The organism is Lysinibacillus sp. GW823-FHT02G10 (assembly GCF_058797135.1).
On record NZ_JBXAJI010000007.1, the window covers coordinates 95,335 to 117,127 of the forward strand.

23 protein-coding genes, 1 pseudogene and 1 riboswitch are annotated in these 21,793 nt (G+C 35.9%); of the genes and pseudogenes, 15 read left to right on the forward strand and 9 right to left on the reverse strand.

Annotation, left to right across the window (positions count from 1 at the left end):
- Positions 1-243 precede the first annotated feature (243 nt).
- Together AC1RFD_RS18665 and AC1RFD_RS18670 are read left to right on the forward strand one after the other, a co-directional pair.
- On the forward strand, positions 244-1,017 hold the full coding sequence (locus AC1RFD_RS18665; protein ID WP_054549687.1) for a Cof-type HAD-IIB family hydrolase: 774 nt from the start codon (positions 244-246) through the stop codon (positions 1,015-1,017).
- A 61-nt stretch (positions 1,018-1,078) separates the two neighbouring features.
- Positions 1,079-1,675: a DedA family protein gene (locus tag AC1RFD_RS18670; protein WP_066037945.1), complete on the forward strand. Its 597-nt coding sequence runs from the start codon at positions 1,079-1,081 to the stop codon at positions 1,673-1,675.
- A 30-nt stretch (positions 1,676-1,705) separates the two neighbouring features.
- On the opposite strand, the gene AC1RFD_RS18675 is transcribed toward AC1RFD_RS18670, so the two are convergent.
- The 5 genes from AC1RFD_RS18675 to AC1RFD_RS18695 all read right to left on the reverse strand — a co-directional run bounded on the left by AC1RFD_RS18675 (position 1,706) and on the right by AC1RFD_RS18695 (position 7,178).
- Positions 1,706-2,443, reverse strand: a complete 738-nt coding sequence (locus AC1RFD_RS18675) for a cyclase family protein (RefSeq protein ID WP_048394025.1) — start codon at positions 2,441-2,443, stop codon at positions 1,706-1,708.
- 89 nt (positions 2,444-2,532) lie between these two features.
- Positions 2,533-2,638, reverse strand: a riboswitch (SAM riboswitch).
- 81 nt (positions 2,639-2,719) lie between these two features.
- Positions 2,720-3,118, reverse strand: a complete 399-nt coding sequence (locus AC1RFD_RS18680) for a YuzC family spore coat inner layer protein (RefSeq protein ID WP_016993417.1) — start codon at positions 3,116-3,118, stop codon at positions 2,720-2,722.
- Between the two features lie 120 nt (positions 3,119-3,238).
- Positions 3,239-4,810 (reverse strand): AraC family transcriptional regulator, encoded by a 1,572-nt coding sequence (locus AC1RFD_RS18685; RefSeq protein ID WP_066037946.1) that lies wholly within the window; start codon positions 4,808-4,810, stop codon positions 3,239-3,241.
- A 74-nt stretch (positions 4,811-4,884) separates the two neighbouring features.
- Positions 4,885-5,835: an ABC transporter substrate-binding protein gene (locus AC1RFD_RS18690; RefSeq protein WP_066037947.1), complete on the reverse strand. Its 951-nt coding sequence runs from the start codon at positions 5,833-5,835 to the stop codon at positions 4,885-4,887.
- 158 nt (positions 5,836-5,993) lie between these two features.
- Positions 5,994-7,178, reverse strand: coding sequence for an MFS transporter (locus tag AC1RFD_RS18695; protein WP_054549682.1), 1,185 nt, complete (start codon positions 7,176-7,178; stop codon positions 5,994-5,996).
- 110 nt (positions 7,179-7,288) lie between these two features.
- Between AC1RFD_RS18695 and AC1RFD_RS18700 the strand changes: the two genes are divergently transcribed.
- Positions 7,289-7,672 carry a winged helix-turn-helix transcriptional regulator gene (locus tag AC1RFD_RS18700; protein WP_016992625.1) on the forward strand — a complete coding sequence of 128 codons (384 nt, stop codon included), beginning with the start codon at positions 7,289-7,291 and terminating at the stop codon, positions 7,670-7,672.
- A 55-nt stretch (positions 7,673-7,727) separates the two neighbouring features.
- Here the strand turns inward: AC1RFD_RS18700 and AC1RFD_RS18705 are convergent, their stop codons facing one another.
- Positions 7,728-8,573 carry an aldo/keto reductase gene (locus AC1RFD_RS18705; RefSeq protein WP_112116828.1) on the reverse strand — a complete coding sequence of 282 codons (846 nt, stop codon included), beginning with the start codon at positions 8,571-8,573 and terminating at the stop codon, positions 7,728-7,730.
- A gap of 332 nt (positions 8,574-8,905) precedes the next feature.
- Between AC1RFD_RS18705 and AC1RFD_RS18710 the strand changes: the two genes are divergently transcribed.
- Positions 8,906-9,346: a VOC family protein gene (locus AC1RFD_RS18710; protein ID WP_048394038.1), complete on the forward strand. Its 441-nt coding sequence runs from the start codon at positions 8,906-8,908 to the stop codon at positions 9,344-9,346.
- 56 nt (positions 9,347-9,402) lie between these two features.
- Here AC1RFD_RS18710 and AC1RFD_RS18715 read toward each other — a convergent pair whose 3' ends face one another.
- Complete coding sequence (locus AC1RFD_RS18715; RefSeq protein WP_054549680.1) at positions 9,403-10,281, reverse strand: LysR family transcriptional regulator; 879 nt, start codon at positions 10,279-10,281, stop codon at positions 9,403-9,405.
- Positions 10,282-10,705: 424 nt separating this feature from the next.
- On the opposite strand from AC1RFD_RS18715, the gene AC1RFD_RS18720 reads away from it, so the two are divergent.
- The 8 genes and pseudogenes from AC1RFD_RS18720 to AC1RFD_RS18755 all read left to right on the forward strand — a co-directional run bounded on the left by AC1RFD_RS18720 (position 10,706) and on the right by AC1RFD_RS18755 (position 17,694).
- Positions 10,706-11,374 carry a response regulator transcription factor gene (locus AC1RFD_RS18720; protein ID WP_115673124.1) on the forward strand — a complete coding sequence of 223 codons (669 nt, stop codon included), beginning with the start codon at positions 10,706-10,708 and terminating at the stop codon, positions 11,372-11,374.
- On the forward strand, positions 11,371-12,744 hold the full coding sequence (locus AC1RFD_RS18725; protein WP_054549679.1) for a sensor histidine kinase: 1,374 nt from the start codon (positions 11,371-11,373) through the stop codon (positions 12,742-12,744). Before AC1RFD_RS18720 ends, AC1RFD_RS18725 begins: the two co-directional genes overlap by 4 nt.
- A gap of 111 nt (positions 12,745-12,855) precedes the next feature.
- Entirely contained in the window at positions 12,856-13,767 is a 912-nt protein-coding gene (locus AC1RFD_RS18730; RefSeq protein ID WP_103118950.1) for an ABC transporter ATP-binding protein, read from the forward strand.
- On the forward strand, positions 13,764-14,474 hold the full coding sequence (locus AC1RFD_RS18735; RefSeq protein ID WP_054549677.1) for an ABC transporter permease: 711 nt from the start codon (positions 13,764-13,766) through the stop codon (positions 14,472-14,474). Before AC1RFD_RS18730 ends, AC1RFD_RS18735 begins: the two co-directional genes overlap by 4 nt.
- Positions 14,474-15,210, forward strand: a pseudogene (locus AC1RFD_RS18740) (ABC transporter permease). Before AC1RFD_RS18735 ends, AC1RFD_RS18740 begins: the two are co-directional and overlap by 1 nt.
- An 18-nt stretch (positions 15,211-15,228) precedes the next feature.
- Complete coding sequence (locus AC1RFD_RS18745; RefSeq protein WP_103118949.1) at positions 15,229-16,485, forward strand: erythromycin esterase family protein; 1,257 nt, start codon at positions 15,229-15,231, stop codon at positions 16,483-16,485.
- A gap of 69 nt (positions 16,486-16,554) precedes the next feature.
- Positions 16,555-17,439, forward strand: coding sequence for a helix-turn-helix transcriptional regulator (locus AC1RFD_RS18750; protein WP_054549674.1), 885 nt, complete (start codon positions 16,555-16,557; stop codon positions 17,437-17,439).
- Positions 17,440-17,535: 96 nt separating this feature from the next.
- Entirely contained in the window at positions 17,536-17,694 is a 159-nt protein-coding gene (locus tag AC1RFD_RS18755) for a DUF1540 domain-containing protein (protein ID WP_004231699.1), read from the forward strand.
- A gap of 48 nt (positions 17,695-17,742) precedes the next feature.
- On the opposite strand, the gene AC1RFD_RS18760 is transcribed toward AC1RFD_RS18755, so the two are convergent.
- Together AC1RFD_RS18760 and AC1RFD_RS18765 are read right to left on the reverse strand one after the other, a co-directional pair.
- Positions 17,743-17,985 (reverse strand): hypothetical protein, encoded by a 243-nt coding sequence (locus tag AC1RFD_RS18760; RefSeq protein WP_004231701.1) that lies wholly within the window; start codon positions 17,983-17,985, stop codon positions 17,743-17,745.
- A gap of 74 nt (positions 17,986-18,059) precedes the next feature.
- Positions 18,060-19,397, reverse strand: a complete 1,338-nt coding sequence (locus AC1RFD_RS18765) for an aminotransferase-like domain-containing protein (protein ID WP_054549673.1) — start codon at positions 19,395-19,397, stop codon at positions 18,060-18,062.
- A 118-nt stretch (positions 19,398-19,515) separates the two neighbouring features.
- Here AC1RFD_RS18765 and AC1RFD_RS18770 point away from each other — a divergent pair, with 118 nt between their 5' ends.
- The 3 genes from AC1RFD_RS18770 (at position 19,516) to AC1RFD_RS18780 (ending at position 21,784) form a co-directional block, all read left to right on the forward strand.
- Positions 19,516-20,433 (forward strand): DMT family transporter, encoded by a 918-nt coding sequence (locus tag AC1RFD_RS18770; protein ID WP_054549672.1) that lies wholly within the window; start codon positions 19,516-19,518, stop codon positions 20,431-20,433.
- Between the two features lie 85 nt (positions 20,434-20,518).
- A complete protein-coding gene (locus tag AC1RFD_RS18775) occupies positions 20,519-21,076 on the forward strand; it encodes a histidine phosphatase family protein (RefSeq protein WP_281217105.1) in 558 nt (185 codons plus the stop codon).
- 60 nt (positions 21,077-21,136) lie between these two features.
- On the forward strand, positions 21,137-21,784 hold the full coding sequence (locus AC1RFD_RS18780) for a uridine kinase family protein (protein ID WP_054549670.1): 648 nt from the start codon (positions 21,137-21,139) through the stop codon (positions 21,782-21,784).
- Positions 21,785-21,793 lie beyond the last annotated feature (9 nt).

The window sequence follows — 21,793 nt, forward strand, 5'->3', positions numbered from 1 at the left end:
TTTAAGATATTATCTTTTATTTTAACAATTTTGTGTTCTTTGGTATACTCCTTTAGAATTATTAAATAAAAATATTCAAGGAATTTTTAGTTAAATATTATTATAAATACGCTTGTAATAGTTTTTATCGGTGGTGCAAAAGGAAGTTATATAGTTTGCTTAAAGTTTGTCAAAATACTTTCACATATTTCATGGGAGAAAAATTATAAATTGGTTCTAAATGACTATGAAGGAGTGCTCAAAATGAAGTATAATATCGTGTTTTTTGATGTAGACGGCACATTGATTAATTACGAGGATGGCTGTGTGGAAGAAAGTACAAAACAAGCTATTCAGCTATTGCAAGAAAAAGGAATCCATCTTGTAGCGGCTACTGGAAGACCCTTATCTATGTGCTATGAGTTAAAAGCGCTGGGGATTGAAACCTTTATTACTGCAAATGGGGCCTATGTGAAACATAAGGATCTTGTCATACATAAAACTCCGATTGCCAAAGAAATTGTCCACAATGTACAGGCGTTTGCACAGGAACAGCAGCATAGCCTAACATTTTTTACAGAGCAGCTATCCATGAATAGCATACAAAGTCCAGTAGCTTTAAGAGCGATGCAAGAAACTTTATCTTTACGGGATTTTCCACATATAAATGAAAAAATTGTAGATGAAGAGGTTTTTCTCATGTGTCTATATGCGGATGAGCTGGCTGAAAAAAGATATACTAGCCAAGTTTCGAATATATTTTTACAGCGTTGGCATCCTTATATTGTGAATGTATTACAGCAGGATGTTTCGAAGTCTATAGCTATTAAAGCGGTGCTTGATCATTTCAATATTGACCCTAAGAATGCGATTGCCTTTGGGGATGGGGATAATGATATTGACATGTTGGAATATGTAGGAGTAGGAATTGCCATGGGAAATGGTAGTAAAGCTCTAAAAAGTGTTGCGAATTTTGTTACAAAGACATCTACGGATGGCGGTATCAATTTTGCTTTACGTCAGCTTCAAGTCATTTAGAGCGCTGAGGCTACACTATATATAGCAGGTAGATTTTAATAAATTTTAGGTGGGATGATTTATGGCACATCACGTGCAGTCTCTAATTGAACATTACGGATACTTTGGAATTATCGTGATTCTAATTGGAGGTATTGTAGGGGTGCCACTTCCTGATGAGGTGTTTCTAACTTATGTAGGCTATAGTGTTTACCGAGAAAGTCTTGAACATATTCCTGCTTTAGTCAGTGCAATGATTGGTGCGGTTGGAGGCATTACCTTAAGTTACTATATTGGTTATCGTTTTGGCTTACCGTTATTGCAGAAATATGGGCCTAAAATTCATATTACAGAGCAAAAAATTGACTTTACGAAAAAGATGTTTACAAAAATAGGACCTACCCTATTATTAATTGGCTATTTTATCCCCGGGGTACGTCATTTGACAGCGTATATTGCGGCTATTAATAATTATCCTTATAGAAAGTTTGCGCTTTTTGCCTATACAGGGGCATTTATCTGGACGTTCACATTTATATCATTAGGAAAGATGCTTGGAGAGAAATGGCGATTTGTTGGATACTATCTGACTCATTATAGTATCTATCTTATCCTTTTATTTATTGTAGGGATGCTCATTGTTTACTTTCTATTCAAAAAAAGAAATGGACAAACATAAAAGTCGGTATACGCTATACCGACTTTTAAGTTATGGCAAAATAGCAAATGAGCGCACAGGGAAGCCAGATGCTTTTTCTGGCTTAGGTACGATATTGAAGATGATAGCGCCTTTCGCAGGTAGCTTGTCCAAATTCGTCATTAGCTCAATTTGATAGGTGTCTTGGTCAAGTACAAAATATTCGCCATCTAGCTTGCCATTTTTACGAAAATCAGCAGCAGAGTCCGTATCGAAAGTTTCATGACCAATTGCGCTTACCTTGCGTTCTTTTAGTAAAAACTGTAAAGCTTCTAAACCCCAGCCAGGGATATGGTTATGTCCATCTGCATCCTTATTACTGAAAGCCTCTTTATCTGGCCAGCGCTTACTCCAATCTGTGCGTAATGCTACAAATGTTCCTGCTTCAATTTCTCCATGCTTGTCCTCAAAATCAAGAATATCTTCAACACTTAATGAAAAATCATGGTTGCTCGCAGCCTCTTGTGATTTATCAATAACAACAAGGGGAAGAACAAGCTCTTTTAGTTCTAATTCTTCTAAGTAGCGAGTATCTCGCACAAAATGAATGGGTGGGTCGATATGTGTGCCATATTGACCAGGGAACGTGAATTGTTGAGCGAAGAAACCGTCCTTATGAGAAAATAACGTTTCAAATTTAGCGTCCTCAAACATAAAAAAATGTGGTGAATTAGGGCCGAATGTATGTGTTAAGTCAACCCACTGTTTCGATTTTAATAATTGCAATGCTTGTAAAAGTTCATTAGACATCGATTTCCCTGCTTTCTGTAAAAATAGTTGTAAATAAAAAGGAGTCCCCTAATAGAAGAGGACTCCTGCTGCAACAACGGTAGTTCTTCTTCTCATCTTCAAGGCTGATCATTTTGCCAATTGGAATTAGCACCATACTGTTAGCTGGTTGCTGAGACTTCATCGGGCCAATCCCTCCGTCTCTCTTGATAAGAAAAGTAATATAAGAATTTTCAGAAATAACAATACAAACACTTTAGCATAGTTTTTTATAGTTTACAAGTTCACTAGGAATTTTCACCAATTCAAATTTAAGGTGACTCCACAACAATCATTATCAATAAGACGTATTCTAAAACTGTCTGGTGTATAGTTTGTTTCAAATTTCATCGTAATGCCTGTTGATGTGATTAATTTTTCAACCTCTGTTTTATTTGAAAGTTGAGCAGCATTCATTAAATCATGTGCGAATTGTTGGGAGCTATCTATTTTATCCGTAAGTAATTGGGCTTGCTGCATCATTGCCTTTATCCGTGATGCTGAAGCTTTTAATTTGTGTGTATCGACAGGTGGAAAAGGATTATTGGTCGGCATTGCTAGATGTTGCGAAAAGGGTCTAATGGCAAAATGATTAGCGATAGGCGATGTTGGATAATGATAGGGATGCACAAAATACGGATAAGGATTGTAATACAAGGTCATTCCTCCTATCCTATAACTGATATCCTATCTTATGTAGCAAAACGGCTTTCGGTGTTATTAGCAGTGCAATGTTTGTCCTAATCATTGAAAAAGGAAGCTAAAGTAAGCTTCCTTTTAGCCAAGTACATTTAAGACATCATCAATTTTTTTACTATGTGATAAAATGCCATAATTCATCCATGTTAAAAAGTCTACTTCATAGACACAGTTGCTTTTAACGGCAGCTAGGTTTTTCCAAGTAGGAGTTTTTAAAATAGCACGTTCCTCATTTTCATAAATGGAATGTTGTTTATCAAAGGTAATAAATAAATGATCAGCATCTAATTGCAACAATTGAGCAAATGTCAGTTGTGCTTTACGTTGATTGTGCGGAATACTCCATACTAGTGAATGTGGCATTAAACCTAAGTCACGATATAAAATGGGGCCCGTATAGCCACATTCAGGACCCGCATATAGAGTAATGCCAATGGCTGAAATACGGAGAAATGCTACACTTTGCCCATAAACAGATTTGCTAAGAATTCCTTTTGCTTGTTGTACTTTATCTTCATATTGTAGGATTACGTCTTGCATCAAGGAGGTTTTTCCTGTTAGATCTGCAATTTTAAATAAAGTAGATTGCCAATTCTCTCCAGGGTGTGAAAGATGGCAGACGGGGGCTACTTCATCTAAGTGCTGAAAGGATTCCCAACGCTCTACACCAGAATCTAACATAATTAAAGTTGGCTTATAGTAAAAGAGTCGATCCATTTCTCTATTTTGTACATCGATATCTGGCACTTTCTGTAGACCTAAATAGTCTTGTTTCCCCCATTTTGAATGACTGAATTGAGCAATTGGCGTAATCCCAAGCGCAACAAAGAAATCTTCTAAGAATGGTGCAAATACACGTATATGGCTGCTTTGATTTCTTCGATATTGTCCTGGAGAGATGCCGACATGTTCCTTAAAGCGACGATTGAAATAATACTCATTATTAAATCCGACAGACTGGCTAATTTCAAATACTCGATCATTTGTTGTCATTAATAAATGCTTAGCTTTTTCAATACGAAGTTTAGTTAAATAGTGAAGAGGAATTTGTCCCGTAATATCTTTAAAAATGCGCGTGTAATTCCATCTTGGTACGTCAGCTAGCTGTGCTAGCTGCTCAACCGTCCACTCTTTTTCAAAATGTTTTTGTAAATGGTTAACGGACTGCTCAACAGATTGGCGATCATTTTTTTTCATCTGCTTGGGTATGGTTTGATGTAAGAGTAATAACATCAGCTCTTGAAAGTGCACATGCTGTTCAAAAATCGTGTGTTCATCCTCCGCTAACCGGTTTTGATAGATGACTTCTAGCAGTCTATGACATTGTGAAAAGGGGAGAAGATGTCGTTCGCTGATACTTGTAAAATGACTATATGAATTTTGACTATTGCTGAGATTGACAATGTTGAATTGTAACTGATAAAAACAAAGGTGTTCACTTTGAATGTGGATACTAACCGTGTTATTTGGCGGAATCAATATGCACTTTTCTTCACTAAAATGAATGGTGTCATGATCTATGGCTAGCTTTCCGCTACCATTCATTACGATAAAAAGTGTATAGAAATCACTACTAATCAATAACTTTTTTGACGGTTGAATTGAATAAGAGATATTTTGTAACGTATAAACATGTGTTAAGTTACCCATTAATAATTCACCCCTTTTTTTGAATTGGCAGAACAACACAAAGAAAGCCCTCATTAAGAGCTTTCTTTGGAAAATTATTTGACGAACCATTTCTCTAAATCATCATACTTTAGCAAGTTGGCTGTGATTGCGCCAGATTGCCAATATGTGCGATCAGCAATATAAACATGCCCATTTTTTACAGCAGGGAGTGTTTTCCATAGTGTACTATCTAACCATTTAATGGCTTCTTGGTTTTCTTTAGACTCCCATGTTCCGTTTGAAGGGAAAAGGATGATATGATCCGCATCTAATTCCGTGATAGCCTCTTCTGATAAAACCTCGTGAAACTCTGTCATATCACGGGCTAATGGATGTGGTGTTAAGCCTGTCTCTGTGTAAATATAGCCAGAGTAGCGATTTTTAATACCAAATAACGCTAATGTATTATCTGCTACATTTAGTCGTACAACAGCAACTGTTTCGTCTTCGATTGATTCATCTAGTTTTGCTTTTAAATCGGAAACACGTTGCTCATATTGATCAACCATTTCTTTTGCTTTATCGGAAATATTTAAAACATCAGCTATTGTTTTCGCAATTTCACGTGGATCTTGTAGAATATCTTCTTTCAAGCGGTAAGTAGGCGCTACCTTTGAGTATTCATCATACTTTGCCTTGTCCGCGGCACCATCTACAATGATTAAATCAGGCTTGGCTTGTAATAATGTTTCCATGCTACCAGTAATGTCGAACTCAGGAACATCTAATCCTAAATAGTCCTGTTTTCCCCAAGATGGGTGATACCATTGCACAACGGGTTTTACATCCAAAGCAGTTAAATAGTCTTCCAAATAGATAGCAGCTACACGCTGTGGATTTGTAGGAATTTCTACTTTTCCAAACTCGTCTTCTACAATTCTTGTATCTTTAGATGATTGTTCTTCTGTAGCTGTATCCTCTTTTACTTCATTTGAGCCACAGGCACCTAATACGAATATAAGTGCAAAGAAAACTACAAATGAAAAATATCGACCTCTACGCATTTTATTCACTCCTATAGATTTACTAAAACAGTAAGGGTATTCCCTTAAATTAGAATGATAATCATTCTCGTTTGGTTCAAGTAAATTATAGGATACTACATATCAACAAACAATACACATTCTCTACTACTTTTTTATACAAAATGAAATTCAGAGAGTTATTGTTTTTTGTTATCGAAAAGTAACCATAAAAGTGTAACAATTGCAGCTAGCATAACCATCAGGAATCCGTATATAGGCGTATGCGCCAACGATTGGTGGCGAATAATAAAGCCTCCGATATATGAGCCTAAAAATATGCCAATATTGAAAGCAGAAATATTCAATGCTGAGGCCATTGAAATTGCTGATGGTATATATTTTTCAGATAGTAGAACAGCATATAGCTGCAATCCTGGGACATTCATAAACATGAACAATCCCATTGTCAGCACCATTATTAATCCCATAATAGGTGATTCAAGAGTAAAGCCAATGCCAAGCAATGCCAATGCAAGTCCAACAAAAATAATAAAGATGGAACGTAGCGGATTATGATTAGCAAAATGACCTCCAAGAGTATTACCGATAGCTACACAAATACCATAGACAACTAGAATAATGACGACTGTATGTGGGGAATACCCCATATATTGCTCTAAAATAGGTGAAACATATGTGTAGACAACAAAAGCACCGCCGTATCCAATTGCGGTAATGAATAGTATTAAGATCATTCGAATATTGCCTAATACTTTGCCAATATCACGAATAGAGATGGGATTGCCTTTCGATAATTGGCTAGGTACTAAAAATGCATTACTAATTAAACCGACAATTCCAATGACAACAATAAAAATGAATGACATACGCCAATCTGTTACTTGTCCAATAAATGTACCGAGTGGGACACCTGTTACAGTAGCTAATGTTAAGCCAGTAAACATAAAGGCGATAGCACTTGCTCGTTTATTTGGTTCCACTACATCTGCTGCTATAACAGAAGCGATGGACATAAACACACCATGTGCTAATGCTGAAATAATACGTCCGATTAATAGTAATGCGAAATTAGGAGCTAAAGCGACTGCTAGGTTACCCACTATAAAAATGGACATGACAAGCAATAATACGGTTTTTCGACTAAGGCGGGATGTTAAAGCTGTTAGTAAGGGAGCCCCAACAGTTACCCCTAGTGCATATATAGAAACGGTTAAGCCAGCTGTGCTAAGAGAAATACCAAAGTCATCTGTAATTAATGGTAAAAGTCCCACACTGATAAATTCAGTGGACCCTATACCAAATGCACTGATAGCAAGTGCTAGTAAGGTAAGTTTAGCATTTGGCTTTTTTGATTTTGACATTTTACTACTATCTCCTTTGATTTTTTTTATTATGTGTAGTAATATTCATACATACCAAAAAGATATGTAGAGTACTTTTAGTTACTTTTGGATATTACAGGAGGTTTACGATGCAAAAAGTTTATAATATTGGTGTTGAAGCTACACTAGAAGTTATTGGTGGTAAATGGAAACCAGTTATTCTTTGTCATTTAAACCACCATGGTAAAATTCGAACAAACGAATTTCGACGATTGATCCCAGGTATTTCACAAAAAATGCTCACAAACCAATTAAGGGAACTGGAGCAGGCTGGGTTAATCAATCGAAAGGTCTTCAATCAAGTACCACCAAAAGTTGAATATTCATTAACAGCCTATGGACAAGGAATGGAACCAATTCTGAACATGCTTTGTACGTGGGGTGAAAAACATGTTGAATTATTACAGGATAAAGGTGAAGATGTACTGTTAAAACAACGTGATGATGATATTGCCATGCAGCAAACATCATAATGAGGGGAGAAAGAGACTGTCATATACAAGACAGTCTCTTTCCTCTTTTTAATGCTTATAGAGCAAAGTCAAATTCATCTGGATTTGGTCCAACACGTTGTTCACGATTCATCTCATTGATTAATGCCATTTCTTCGTCTGTTAAAGTAAAGTCAAAGATATCAGCGTTTTGCATCATACGCTCTCTACGTACTGATTTTGGAATTGTAATCACTCCATTTTGTACATCCCAGCGTAAAATAACCTGAGCATTTGATTTTCCGTATTTTGTTGCGATTTTTGAAATTGTTTCATCTTCAAGAAGTCCACCTTGCATTAAAGGTGCCCATGCTTCAAGTTGAATTTGGTGCTTGTCACAGAATGAACGAAGCTCCACTTGTTGTAAGCGTGGGTGGAATTCCACTTGGTTCACAACAGGTTTAATATGAGCAAATGATAATAAGTTATCCAAGTGTGCCACAGTAAAGTTACATACACCGATTGCTTTGATCTTGCCTTGTTCATATAAGTCTTCAAGTGCTTTCCACGATTCAGCATATTTATCTTTACCAGGCCAATGAATTAGATAAAGGTCTAAATAATCTAATCCTAAATTTTTTAGGCTCTCTTCATAAGCTGCAATTGTTTCATCATAGCTTAAACCATCGTTCCATACTTTAGATGTGATAAATAAATCTTCACGACGTAAGCCAGTAGATGCTAGAGCTTGTTTAATACCTTCTCCTACACCTGCTTCATTGCCATAAATAGCAGCAGTATCGATGCTTCGATAGCCAACCTCGATAGCATTTTTAACCATTTCTGCAGTAGCGTCATTTTCTACTTGAAAAACCCCTAAACCCATACCAGGCATTTGTAGGCCATTATTTAAAGTGATTGTATCTTGTAAATGAGTAATCATTTTTAGTCCTCCATGTTTTGTGATTATTGGATTGCTTACTCATTATGCTGCTAATAAACTCTCAAAAAAAGTACGTACTTTTTTGTGTCATAGAAACGTAGAGGTAACTTTTGTGAGCTGGCAATGATTAGAGGAATAAAAATATTTACTGATGATGAACGATTAAATAAAAAAGTCACACCTGATGGGTCTTAACTACTAGTAAAAAATATCGAGTAGTCTACAAAAGGCTTTGGAGACAATTAAACAAATATTTTTCTTGCGGTAATAAAAGGAAATATACGTTCGGTAGAGAATTAAAGTAGTAATACTTTAAAAAGGGGATTTTGAAGATGAATCGTTTAAATTTAATTACATTAGGTGTTAAAGATATGGTGGAATCTCTAAATTTTTATCGAGAGGGACTGGGTTTTGAAGTGGTGGTATACGGAGAGGAGACGAATCCCGATGTCATGTTCTTTAATAATGGAGGAACAAAAATATCGTTATTTCCAATTGAACGTTTAGTCAAAGATATTAATGAATCTAATCCACCAGAAATTAGCCAAGGCTTTGGTGGAATCACGCTTGCCTATAATGGTAAATCAAAAGAAGAAGTAGATCGAGTCTTTGCATTAGCAAAAAAGGCGGGTGCAGAAATTATTAAGGAGCCCGTAACTGTATTTTGGGGTGGCTATAGTGGATATTTTCAAGATCCAAATGGCTACTATTGGGAAGTTGCCTATGGCGACATGTGGCAGTTTGATGAGAATGATATGCTGATTATTCAATAACTGTTCAAAAAGAGAGCAAACTAACGTTTCTAATTTGTTCTCTTTTTTATTAATCGTTAACAATAATACTTCCTCATTAAATCCACAAAGTTTTGAGCGGCTTTAGATAAATAATGATTCTTCAGCCATACGAGTCCGACTGAGGTGGATAATTCTGCTGATGGAATTTTGTATGTATGAAGTGGTAAATCTCCATATTGCTTTAAAATAGTTTCAGGTACGATAGAGGAGCTAAAGCCAGCAGCAATCAAGTTCATTAACAGTGCCGTATCTGAGCATTCTCCAACAATGTGGGACTGCAACTGGAAGCGAGAAAATGCTTCTAATATCGAATAATGTACGCCTAAGCCTTCAGTGCTTGGTAAAAGGATTGGCCAATTTTGTATGTCAACTAAAGATACATCGTGTTCTAAGAAGTCGAATTTTTTGGATTGTATAAAGTAAAATGGTTCAGTGTACATATGAAGAACAGAGAAATCATCTAATTCTAAAGGTAAGCGAATGATGGCAAGTTCTACAATACGGTCTCTTACTAATTTACATAGATAAGAAGATTCGTTTTGTTGAATTTTATAAGTCACCTTTGGATAATATTGTTGAAATTGTTGTAGTAATTGAGGTAGCTCAATTACTGAAAATGTATTAATGCCCAATGTCAATCGACCATGAAGGCCTAATCCAATATCCTTAACCTCTGCTTCTGCCTCTTCCATTAATTGTGCAACCTGCAACGCATATTTGTATAATGTCTTTCCCGCTTCAGTTACTTCAAAATACTTGCCGCTCCTTTCTACCAACTTTGAACCGAGTTCTTCCTCCATCGTTTTTAAATGCTGACTTAACGGTGGTTGAGAAATATGTAACCTTTCAGCCGCAGCAGAAATCTTTTTTTCCTCCACAATTGCTATAAAATAGCGTAGTTGTCTTATATCCAAACATAAACACCCCTCTATTATAGGTAAAACCTAAGTAAATTATATTTCTCTAATATTTTTAATATAGTTAGGGCCATGTTAGCATATTTATCAAAGAAAAAAGAAGTAAAGTTTCTTTTTTCAAGCACCTAAATGTGAAGCGAGCAACGTCGATGAAAAAATAATTCAACTTAGGAGTATATGATTCTTGCATGCTTTGGGGCTTGCCTTGTAATACCGATTCCCTACACCTTTCTAAATGAATTTGAAGCAGTTGATAAAGTAGCAACGTATACTATAAAAGAGCAACTTTTATTAGTTGCTTTTTTCAATAAATCAACGTTTTTGAATTTCCTAAGAAAATAAATAACAGTTCCCCTATAATAACCATGTATGGAAATTATAAATTTCTAATTTTAGTTAAATGTATCAAGGAGGTTGAACATTGATTCGTATATTGTACATAGAAGATGAAAAAGAAATCGGACAATGGGTAAGCAAGGAATTAACTGAACGAGGTTATGACGTGACATGGCTGGAATCAGGGGAGGGGCTTGAGCAACATATTAACTCAAAAGATATTGCTATATTGGATGTGATGCTACCTGGATTGGACGGTTTCTCCTTAGGTAAAAGAATTAAACGGGAAAATAAAGACCTGCCAATTCTAATGTTATCAGCACGAACAGCTGTTGAAGATAAAATTGAAGGGCTGCATTTTGCTGATGATTACCTAACAAAGCCATTTCACCCTGATGAGCTCGTAGCAAGACTGGAAGTATTATTAAGAAGATATCAAAAAAGTGATGATGTACTGACATTGCAGCACCTTAAAATTGATACGAAAGATATGCAAATAATCAATACGATTGATGAAGAAGAAATTCTTTTGACAGGAAAACAATTTTATTTATTACAGTATTTTATTCGTCATTTAAATCAAATTTTAACGAAGGAACAACTCTATGAGGGTGTTTGGGGTGAGAGCTATATAGAAGGTGATAAAACACTCATGGTGCATATTCGTTACTTAAGAGAAAAAATAGAAATCAATCCTGCAAAGCCTATGATTATTGAAACAATCAGAGGCATTGGCTATAGGGTGAAACAATGAAATTTTTTCGATCATTATTAGCGAAATATATGCTCATTATTATATTAGCCATATCTATTGTGCAAATCTCCTATCTGGGTGTTGCTATTTTCGTATTAGGCATTACAAAGACAGGGACAGGAGATTTTTCAAGTGGAGTACTTGTAGAAAGTGATATTGAAGAGCAATGGCATGCACAGGCTAAAAATATGACCAATGCAACAGATGATGCGATTACGCAGTTATTTCAAAAGTGGCAAGAGCAATTTCCTACGGCTTCTATGTTTTGGGTAAGTGAAGAGGGGAACTTACTGACTACATGGAATGTGAAGGATCAGTTACCAGCAAAGTGGACACCAGCCTATACAACTCAATTTATAAAAGAACGTTATGGAGATGATCCATTTACTGTTATTGCCTTCTTAGGTGATGATATATCAAATGGCTTTATTGTATTAGAGATTCCAAGGGTAGCATTTAATCCTCCACTTATAAAGGTCTATGATAACTATGGTAACTTTTTATTTTTTGGTGTTATTGCAGTTATTTTATTTTTTATTGTAGTTTCGCTTCTATTTTTCAAGGGAATTCGAAAAAGACTATTACATCTGCAAGAGGCGATGGAAATACGTGATGTAGATGGTCTACCTATTGAAATTCAGGTGAAAAAACGAGATGAGATTGGGCAATTGGAGCATAGTTTTAACAGAATGGTTTGTGAACTGCGAGACAGTAAACAACGTCAACAGAAGGAAGAACAGCTAAGACGTGAACTGATTGCTAATTTATCACATGATTTACGGACACCTTTAACGAAGGTAAGAGCTCAATCCTATACAATTAGCAAAGAAGCGTTATCTGAGGAAGGGAAGCAAGCATTAAAGGCTATGGACACATCCATAGTGAATATTGATGCTTTAATTGAAAATTTGATGTCCTACACATTGCTTATGGCAAGTAAATATAAGTTTGAACCGAAAGACATCAATGTTATCCGATTTGTAAGGGAACATCTAACGACATGGTATCCAGTTTTCGAGCGAGAAGGTTTTACAATCGATATTGAGCTACAGTCATTTGAACCTGTTGAATGGCGTGTTGATCCATTATGGTTAGGGAGAGTATTTGATAATATTTTCCAAAACGTACTGCGCCACGCGAATAGTGGTAAATATATAAGTGTGAAAACCGAATCGACGGCGTGTTATACAGCATTTATTGTTGAGGATCATGGTCAAGGGATGAAAAATGAGTCGAATGCAAAGGGAGCCGGAATCGGCTTGTCAATTGTTGATGTCATGATAAAGGGCATGCATCTTGAATGGGATATCCATTCCGATCACTCTGGTACTAAAATTATCATAAAAAAATCTGCGAAGCTTGAGAAATAAATGCTTCGCAGATTTTTTTTATGATAGAAATGATTTTTTAAACAAAATTTAAACTTAGCCCATACCTTTTTTTAAACTTCCCTTTTTAAGATAGTTAAAGAGGTGAGGACATTGGAATATATCGTACAAACACAAAACTTATCAAAACGCTTTGGAAAAGAGCAAGCTGTATCAAATTTGAACTTGCAAATACGCAAAGGTGAAATATATGGATTTTTAGGTCCGAATGGGGCAGGTAAAACGACTACAATTCGAATGCTTCTAGGTTTAATGAAGCCATCTTCTGGAACAATTAAAGTCTTTGAAAAGAATATTACGAAGGAACGTATCCAAATTTTAGCTAAGATTGGTTCGTTGGTGGAAAACCCTTCTTATTATCCACATTTAACAGCATATGAGAATCTAGAGGCACTAAGAAAAATACTAGGTGTACCGAAAACTCGAATCGATGAAGTTTTGGAAATTGTCCGTTTGAAGGAAGCTGCCCATAAAAAGGTCAAAGGTTTCTCTTTAGGAATGAAGCAACGTCTTGGTATTGCTGCTTCTTTACTACATAGTCCTGAATTACTTATTTTAGATGAACCAACGAATGGCCTAGATCCTTCAGGCATTATAGAGATTCGTAATTTAATTAAAAGATTACCAGAGGAATATGGCATGACCATTATAATCTCCAGCCATTTATTATCAGAGATTGATCAAATGGCAACACAAGTTGGGATTGTTTCGAAAGGGAAATTAATTTTCCAAGATTCTATTGAGGCTATGCGTCGATTTGCCCAACCAAAGGTTACCTTTAAAGTAAACAATGGTGAAAAAGGATGGCGCTTCTTATTAGCAAATGGTATTAAGGCAGATTATCAGGGTGGTGTGATTTTCTTAGAAGAGTGCTCGGATGAAAAGGTTGCTCATATTGTCCAAGTTCTTGTTCAGGAAGGTATATCGGTATTCCGAGTCGAGGAAGAGAAACGTTCATTGGAGGATATATTCCTCCAAATGACGATGGGAGAACAGGAGATATGATGGGAAAGCTATTAACTGCTGACTTCTTAAAAATCAAACGTAAAGGATTATGGCTTCTAACGCTTATTGGCCCTTTAGGGGTGGTTGCTCTGCAAATGGTCAATTATGGAGTAAGAAAGGATTATCTCTTACAGCAAAGTGAGGATGATTGGGGCTATTTCTTATTAAATGTGCATTCATTTACACCGCTTGCCATAGTCTTGGGTATTGCCATTCTTACGTCATTCATAGCAAGCATTGAAAATGAGACCAATGCTTGGAAGCAGCTCATTGCATTACCTGTTTCGAAATTAACCGTGTATTTGTCTAAATTTACGTTGTTAGCTATCTTACTATTCTTCGCCTCAACGTTATTAATGTTTTTTACGCTGAGCTACGGGCTGTTTTTAGAATTAGGTGACACGGTACCTTACATGGAGCTAGCCAAATATAGTTATTTCCCTGCTTTTGCAGCATTACCTATCTTGGCACTTCAATTGTGGATAGCGAGTGTAAGTCATAATCAAGGGATTCCTATAACTGTAGGCATTTTTGGGGTGATTTTTTCCTATTCTTCCTATGTTCTTCCAGATTGGATGATATGGAAATGGCCATCATTGATGAACCAATGGAATGAGCCGGTGATCAATGTCTTATTAGGCGTAGGAATTGGTATCTTACTCTATATTATCGGCATGGTTGATTTTGCAAGAAGGGACGTGAAATAATGATTACTTTACTTCAAGCTGAGTGGTTTAAGTTACGTAAATCAAAAATGGTACCAATTATTTTAGCAGGACCCATTATTGGACTTTTTATAGGACTATCCGCTAATTTAGAGGACAACATGCAGGGGATTGAAATCAATGAGTGGTATATATCGTTATTTTCGATGAATTTAACATATGCTCTATTATTTTTACCTCTTATTTCTGGTGTTTTTACCAGTCTTATTTGTAGGTATGAACATCAGTCTGGTGGATGGAAGCAACTTTTAGCATTACCAGTAACAAGAGGGAAAGTATTTGTAGCTAAATACATATTGATTATGCTGCTTGTTTTAGCAATGCAGATATGTATTTAGGCTCGGTCTTTGCTGTTGGGATGGTAAAAGGCTATACAGATTCTTTTCCTATGGAGATTGTTTGGAAAAGCATAGTAGGAGGCTGGGTAGCGACACTGCCATTAGTAGCCTTGCAATTGTGGATGTCCATTATGTTTAAAAGCTTTGCTGCTCCATTTGCTGTTAATGTCATATTTACTTTACCATCAATTTTAGCAGTGAATTCTGAAAGAATTGGTCCGTATTATCCTTGGGCACAACCCTTTTCGATGATGTATATAGGGGGCAATACAGACGATGTATTCTTTGTACCGTGGGAGCAATTGTTAACCGTAGTAGGTGGCGGATTCATCGTATTTTTCCTCGGAGGATATTACTATTTCCAGCGAAAATCTATTTAAGCTAAAAGGAGAATGAGAATGCTGAAACGTAGCTTACGTTTTTTAACTGCATCGATGCTATTAGTAGCTTTAGTAGGATGTGGACAGAGAGAGGCCGTAAAAGATGCCGCACAATATACGAATGAAATTAAAGATATCAACATTCCTGATGATGTAAAAATTATTGGTTTTGGGGAAGCAACACATGGCAATATCGAATTTCAAACATTAAAAAAAGATGTATTTGAAGCGATGATAAAAAATGAAAATGTCCATGTTTTCGTTTTAGAAGGAGATTTTGGTGGGGCCCAACAGATAAATCAATTTATCGAAAACGGTGTCGGAACGGCGGAGGAAGCTATAAAAGCGTTAGACTATGGCATCTACAAAACTGAACAAATGGTAGAGTTTGTGCAGTGGATGCATGACTATAATCAGACAGTTGATGATCAAGAGAAAATTTATTTTTATGGAAATGATATGCAACGCTATGATTACAGCAAAAAGGGGTTACTTGATTTTTACGCCAAGGTACATGCTGACAATGCACGAAAATTCACGACTAAGCTAGAGCATGTTTCCAACAAAACGATGAGAGATTTATCGGATAGTCAGCTACTTGAGCTTGATAAAACGATTGATACAATAATCAACGATTTACAATCAAACAAAGCGATGTATGAGCAAAAATCTTCAAAGGATGAATTCGCATTTGCTGTTCAATATGCGCAAATTATGAAGCAGCGTACGCAATTATTTTTAAATGATGGTAATTATATGAATTTACGGGACGAATATTTAGCTGAAAATTTACAATGGATTGTTGAATATGAAGCAACACAAGGTCATGATAAAGTATTAATGTCTGCTCATAATGGTCATATTGAGAAAACTTCTGCTACGATGGCAGGCTATCAATCGATGGGGCATTATTTAAGTGAGATATATAAAGATCAATATTTTGCGATTGGCACAGACTTTGTGAAAAATACATTCCAGGCACAAAATGGGTCTGGAGCACGAAAGGAATATACGATTAAGCATCACAATGCTTTAGTGGATGCCTTTAGTGACATTGATAATAACATCTTTTATGTGGATTTTGAAGCTGCCAAACAATCGAAGGAGCTGGCGAATATTCTTTCCAAAAAGCAAAGAATGGGCAATATCGGCGATGATTTTCGTCCGTGGTATAAGCTGACACAAATGCTGTACACCATTAAAATGACACCTAAGGAAGCTTATGATGGTCTCATCGTTGTGCAAGAAGCAACACCAACAAAAATAATTGATTAAGCTAAATTTAGCAACCTCCATCAAAAAATCTGTTTCCTTCTCCATTATGATAAAGATGAGGTGAGTAACATGGAGTATAGTCAAGCGACACAAAGAACTATTGCCTATATCGAGGAGCAATTGATGGAGGAAATTTCTTTTGAATGTCTTCCTAATACTGCTGGCTATTCGAAGTACCATCTAAGCCGAATTTTTAAGCAAGAAACGGGAATTACGATTGGTGAATATATTCGTATACGTCGGCTAGCTATGGCAGCGAGTTATTTGATGTACTCTAATGTATCGATATTAACGATTGCTGTTACACTTCAGTTTCAATCACAAGAGGCTTTTACAAGAGCCTTTAAAGAAGTTTATGCTTTACCACCAGGGAAGTATCGAAAAGTAATGCAATCATTAAATATGATGGAGGAGGAACATTACATGGAAACAGTTGAACAGGTTAAAGGTTGGGTGTTGAGTGGTGCTAATCCTGAATTGTATAAATTTCATACAGATGACAAGGTATTTCATTCAGGGAAGCGTTCAGGAGTATTGTATTCCACAACTGCCTCAGCAAATCATGGTCAATTTGCTACAATGATGCAGGGTTTTCAGGCAGCTGACTATAAAGGGAAACGCTTGAAAATGTCATGCTACTTAAAGACGGCAGATGCAACAAAGTGTGGTGCATGGATGAGTATTGACAATGGTACAGGAGATACGATTCAATTTGATAATATGGATCAACGCCCTGTGACAGGTTCTACTGAATGGAATCATTATTCTATTGTCTTAGACGTACCTGAAGAAGGTAATTCCATTTATTTTGGTGTGTTACTAATTGGTTCGGGTAAAGTCTGGGCAGATGGCTTCCGTTTTGAAGAAGTTGACAACAAGGTACCCTCAACAAATATGCTTACGCAGGAACATTTATCAAATCATCCTACTAATCTAGACTTCAGTATGGAGTGAATCAGACAGCACTGACAAAAGTGCGAGATGACTTTTTTGAATAACGTATTGATTACCTCTAATTTGTTAAAGATAACAAGGAGGAGGTGTGAGACGATGGCACAAGAAATTCTTTGTGAAGTCAATAACTGCACATTTTGGGATTCTGGTAACAAATGCACAGCTGAAAAAATTTATGTTGTCAGCCAAAAGGGACAACATGCTTCCAACAGCGAGGAAACAGACTGTAAAACATTCGAACCTGAAACGCATTAATGCCAAAAGGGTAGCCATGTATATGGTTACCCTTTTTCCCTGTCTTTATTAATAAATATCTACCTTTTCTTTGTTAAATAAAAGAGCATGGGCATTTTTTACTTTTTCTTCTACATAATCCAGTGAGTATTTACCAACAGAATCTGTTAAATCCCCAATTGCCCGCGACAAGTTATCAATAATCGGAATTAATTTGTGCATCTCTGTGCGATGCTTTTCTTTGTGCATCTCATCCATAATTTCATATGCAAGACGTTGAATCTTCCTTAGTCGCAATTTCTCAGATTGCATTGAATCCTCCTTGTTGAACCAATTTATGATGTCTAATTATATGAGCTACAATAAGGTTTCATGAATAATGTGCTTTAGAAATAATTGCTTGTGTTATGAAGGGCTAGCGCAATTTCCCTTATGCCAACATCAATCTTGGATTCGTCTATATTCGATACATTTAGTTTGATAATACGTTCCCGATAAAATGCATCTAAATAATTGCGTTTAATAGGATCTAACAAAATATTTTGTTGTGCCAAATGATCAATAATCTTAGAAGTATTCACCTGTCTCGGTAGAATGATATGGCTATGCATACAGATTTCCTTAGAGGATTGATAGTCTGCCAGATGAGTTGCTATAGATTGTTGAAGTTGATTTGCTCGGCTTGCATAAGCTTCACTGACTTTCTTCTGATAACGTTCAAACATACCACTTTTCAAGTAGAGCTCTAATGCAGCTTGGGAGATCATGGAGCTATCAATATCAGTGGTATTTTTATACTGTTGAAAGGTATTAATCAAAACATTTGGTAATACGGCAAGTCCGATACGTAAGCCAGGAAACATAATTTTAGAAAAGCTTTTTAAATAAATAACCCGATCCTGTGTATCCTCCGTAAATAGGGGATCTATTTTTGTATTTTGCTCAAAATCCGCTAAATAATCATCTTCAACTATATACACATTATATTTATAGGCAAGTTTTCGTATTGAATCCTTTTCTTTTTTACTATAGGAAGTTCCTAGAGGGTTGTGCAGACGTGGCATCGTATAAAAAAACTTTATGTCGTGTTTACTAAAAATGTTTTCTAGTTCATCTAAATCAATGCCATCCGTTGTTCTTTTGATGCCCATTGCCGGAAGTTCATAGGTTTTTAAATAATCCATATACAAATGATAGCTAGGTTGTTCCACTAAGATCGTTGAGCGACCATTTGGAAAGGGCATTATACTTAGCAAGGATAGAGATTGTTGGACACCTGAAGTAATGAAAATATTTTCTTCCTTTGTAAACAGTTGATAGCTTGTTAATAGTTTTTTTGCTTCCGCTATTAATGACGGTAGGCCTTTTGGTGTCCCATATCTAAATAAATCTGCTTGGTATGTGTCGATGGCCTTATTAATACAATGCTGAAAATCTTGATAAGGGAATGCATGCCAATTGGGCGAAGATGTAGCAAAATCTATGTAATTTTTCATTTTTGGTTGTATGGGCAGTTGATGATCAACAACATAGTAGCCACTTTTAAGCATTGAATAGATAAGATGCTGATCCTCCAGTTTTTTTAAAGATGCTAAAATCGTACTCTTACTACAGGAAAATTGCTGTGATAACTGGCGAATCGAGGGGAGTTTTGCCCCTGCTTGAAGTGAGCCTGTTTGGATCTGAGTCAGGAGCTGAGAATAAATCCATTCGTATTTAAGCATACATAACCTCCAGCACATCTGTATCGGTACAGATGTGTTTTTTTTATATCGTCAATAAGTTCTCTATTTAATACGATAACTATACCGGCCGGAATGTTTAAAGAAGGAGTACGATCCTATGTCAGAAAATAGAAATGCCTATATAGCAGCAATAATTTATGCATTTGTCATTGGGCTCTCATTTATGTTTGTGAAAGTTACGTTGACTGTAGCAAGTCCTATTGATATACTTGCACATCGTTTTACTTTTGCATTCATCGGTATTGTTATAATCATGGTAATGACAAAAAATAAGCTAATAATGAACATGCAGGACCTACTAAAAATATTACCGTTAGCCATCTTGTATCCAATTGCTTTTTTTACGTTTCAAGTGCTTGGACTTGCTAAAATTTCCTCATCAGAGGCGGGAATTATTCAAGCGACAATTCCTATTTTTACATTAGCATTGGCAGGTTTATTGTTAAAGGAAAAAGCTACTCGGGGTCAACTTGTATCAGTAAGTTTGTCCGTACTTGGTGTCATCTATCTGTTAATGATGAATGGAGCAAATACTACTACAGGAAATGTCATAGGAAGTGGATTTATTTTACTATCAGCAATTGCGACATCACTTTATAATATTTTTGCTAGAGGGCTTACCAAGAAATATTCTTTACTAGCATTAACATATGTCATGACATTGTGTGGATTTGTTATTTTTAATGGAATGGCTCTTGGAAGTCATATGATGAATGGAACACTCAATGAATTTTTTAAGCCATTAACACATGCTCATTTTGTCTTCGCTATTTTATATTTAGGTATACTATCTTCACTTGGTACATCCTATTTATCTAATTATGCTTTATCTAAATTGGAAGCATCTAAAATGAGTGTCTTTAGCAATTTTGCAACACTTATTACTATTTTGGCAGGGGTCTTATTTTTACAGGAAGATTTCCATCTATATCATCTTATTGGTGGCATCATGATTATTATTGGTGTGATAGGGACGAATTATTTTGGGCGGAAAAATGTAGAACAAGTGAGATAATGAATAGGAACATTTAAATCTGAGCTATTTAGTAAACGGGGTATAATAATCGTTTATAAATGACTTTCTAAATTAGGAGGTTTTTATGGGGAAAATTTATGTTATTAGACATTGTCTAGCACAAGGACAATCACTAGATGCACCCTTAACACAGAAGGGAATAGAGCAAGCAAATAGTTTAGCTGAATTTTTCAAGAATCTAAAAATTGATCGAATTGTATCTAGCCCTTTCTTAAGAGCAATCCAATCCATTGAACCATTAAGTAGCAGAGAAAGTATGAAGATTGAAATTGATGAACGTCTTTCGGAGCGGCTTTTAAGTACTAGAGATTTTCCAGATTGGTACGAAAAATTACAGGCGACATTTGTTGATATGGATTTAAAATATGATGGTGGAGAATCCAGTAATGAAGCGATGCATCGAATTGTAGACCTTGTAAAAGATGCATTTGCTCAGGATGTTGATAATACATTAATTGTGAGTCATGGCAATATCATCTCTTTGCTATTGAAGTATTATGATAAGGATGTTGATTTTCACTGTTGGAAAAATTTAAGCAACCCAGATGTTTTTCTACTAAGCCCTAAGCATAATGGAGTAATGATAGAGCGAATATGGGATTCCCCGTATAATGAAGGCTAATATTAAGTGGTATGGTAGGAATTGTTTCTTGCCATACCTTTTATAGTGAAGGAGAGTATGATGGAGACGATATTAAAAGAAATTTTAAGATGGGTTAAACAAGCTGATAAAAAAATCATAATCGGCATTTCTGGTCATGGAGCTGCTGGAAAAACGACATTTGCCAAAAAACTTATACATGCTTTAGATCAAGATGAAGTGAATTATTTAAATACTGATCCGTATATTGTGGATTCGGATATTCGCAAACAATCAATACTTGAATATACATATCAAAATGAGCATCATCGTTTTAAAATGACGGCTTGTCATCCCGCTGCTCATCATCTACCATCATTGGAGCGAGATGTTCAGATGATAAGAGAAGGACTCGATTTAATGACAATCGATACACATTATATGAAAAGTGCATTAATTTCTTCAAAAAAACAGATCACGATAGTAGAAGGAATGTGTGTAGCATTTATAGATCCGCAGTTATTCGATTTAAAGATTTATTTTTATACGGATGGGGCTACAGAACTTAAAAGAAGATCAGATCGTGATGTGCTTGAAAGAGGGACAGATATAAATTATTTAAAACAATCACATGATGAGCGACGTATTCAATATGAATTATTTATGCATCCACATTGCCAACATTTTGATATGGTTATTAAAACTCAGGATGATGAAATCCTTATTGAAAAAAATACACTTGTAAAATAAATGAGGGCC

Coding starts and splice junctions, on each gene's coding strand:
- AC1RFD_RS18775 (WP_281217105.1), top strand. CDS start 20,519: ATGGGGAAAATTTATGTTATTAGACATTGTCTAGCACAAGGACAATCA.
- AC1RFD_RS18765 (WP_054549673.1), bottom strand. CDS start 19,397: ATGCTTAAATACGAATGGATTTATTCTCAGCTCCTGACTCAGATCCAA.
- AC1RFD_RS18695 (WP_054549682.1), bottom strand. CDS start 7,178: ATGTCAAAATCAAAAAAGCCAAATGCTAAACTTACCTTACTAGCACTT.
- AC1RFD_RS18750 (WP_054549674.1), top strand. CDS start 16,555: ATGGAGTATAGTCAAGCGACACAAAGAACTATTGCCTATATCGAGGAG.
- AC1RFD_RS18675 (WP_048394025.1), bottom strand. CDS start 2,443: ATGTCTAATGAACTTTTACAAGCATTGCAATTATTAAAATCGAAACAG.
- AC1RFD_RS18665 (WP_054549687.1), top strand. CDS start 244: ATGAAGTATAATATCGTGTTTTTTGATGTAGACGGCACATTGATTAAT.
- AC1RFD_RS18735 (WP_054549677.1), top strand. CDS start 13,764: ATGATGGGAAAGCTATTAACTGCTGACTTCTTAAAAATCAAACGTAAA.
- AC1RFD_RS18770 (WP_054549672.1), top strand. CDS start 19,516: ATGTCAGAAAATAGAAATGCCTATATAGCAGCAATAATTTATGCATTT.
- AC1RFD_RS18710 (WP_048394038.1), top strand. CDS start 8,906: ATGAATCGTTTAAATTTAATTACATTAGGTGTTAAAGATATGGTGGAA.
- AC1RFD_RS18780 (WP_054549670.1), top strand. CDS start 21,137: ATGGAGACGATATTAAAAGAAATTTTAAGATGGGTTAAACAAGCTGAT.
- AC1RFD_RS18685 (WP_066037946.1), bottom strand. CDS start 4,810: ATGGGTAACTTAACACATGTTTATACGTTACAAAATATCTCTTATTCA.
- AC1RFD_RS18725 (WP_054549679.1), top strand. CDS start 11,371: ATGAAATTTTTTCGATCATTATTAGCGAAATATATGCTCATTATTATA.
- AC1RFD_RS18670 (WP_066037945.1), top strand. CDS start 1,079: ATGGCACATCACGTGCAGTCTCTAATTGAACATTACGGATACTTTGGA.
- AC1RFD_RS18700 (WP_016992625.1), top strand. CDS start 7,289: ATGCAAAAAGTTTATAATATTGGTGTTGAAGCTACACTAGAAGTTATT.
- AC1RFD_RS18760 (WP_004231701.1), bottom strand. CDS start 17,985: ATGCAATCTGAGAAATTGCGACTAAGGAAGATTCAACGTCTTGCATAT.
- AC1RFD_RS18705 (WP_112116828.1), bottom strand. CDS start 8,573: ATGATTACTCATTTACAAGATACAATCACTTTAAATAATGGCCTACAA.
- AC1RFD_RS18755 (WP_004231699.1), top strand. CDS start 17,536: ATGGCACAAGAAATTCTTTGTGAAGTCAATAACTGCACATTTTGGGAT.
- AC1RFD_RS18690 (WP_066037947.1), bottom strand. CDS start 5,835: ATGCGTAGAGGTCGATATTTTTCATTTGTAGTTTTCTTTGCACTTATA.
- AC1RFD_RS18745 (WP_103118949.1), top strand. CDS start 15,229: ATGCTGAAACGTAGCTTACGTTTTTTAACTGCATCGATGCTATTAGTA.